Source organism: Mesorhizobium sp. M7A.F.Ca.CA.003.01.2.1 (genome assembly GCF_003998945.1).
In the GTDB taxonomy this organism is placed as follows: domain Bacteria; phylum Pseudomonadota; class Alphaproteobacteria; order Rhizobiales; family Rhizobiaceae; genus Mesorhizobium; species Mesorhizobium ciceri.
Genome location: NZ_RZRA01001602.1, coordinates 1 through 559, shown reverse-complemented (window position 1 = coordinate 559; position 559 = coordinate 1). Strand labels below are relative to the sequence as shown.

Annotated in this window: 1 protein-coding gene; it reads left to right on the top strand. The window is 66.7% G+C overall.

Annotated elements, in window-relative coordinates:
- A partial coding sequence (locus EN969_RS34475; RefSeq protein ID WP_127419954.1) for a WecB/TagA/CpsF family glycosyltransferase occupies positions 1-524 on the top strand: 524 nt, incomplete at its 5' end.
- Positions 525-559: the final 35 nt, after the last annotated feature.

The window sequence follows — 559 nt, the reverse complement described above, 5'->3', positions numbered from 1 at the left end:
CGTTTCCCGACAATCTCAATGGTACCGATTTCGTCCCGGCCTTCCTGCAGGCCTCGACGACGCCGCTGACCGTCGGGCTGCTCGGCGCGACGCGCGTCAACGCAGAAGCGGCGTCGGTCAAGCTGGCGGCACTGGCCGTGCAGCACCGGTTCGTGGTGATCCATGACGGCTATTTCCCCCCTTCGCAGGAGCAGGAAATCGTCGACCGGATTGCCGCGCTTCGGCCCGACGTGCTGCTCGTGGCCATGGGCGTGCCGCGCCAGGAATTGTGGATCGAACGCCATATCGACGCGCGCCATTGCACGCTGCCGATCGCCGTCGGCGCGTTGCTTGATTTCCTGAGCGGCGCGGTGCCCCGCGCGCCCTTGTGGATGCGCCGGCTGCGGCTCGAATGGCTGTTCCGGTTGGCTGTCGAGCCGGGCCGCCTGTGGCGCCGCTATGTGGTCGGCAACCCGCTGTTCCTGCTGCGCGTCGTCAGGCAGAAATTCTCGCTTGCGCCCGAAGCCGCGGGAGATACCAAATGAACAGCAGGTTCGTGCCAGGTGCCGCTGTCGAGCCA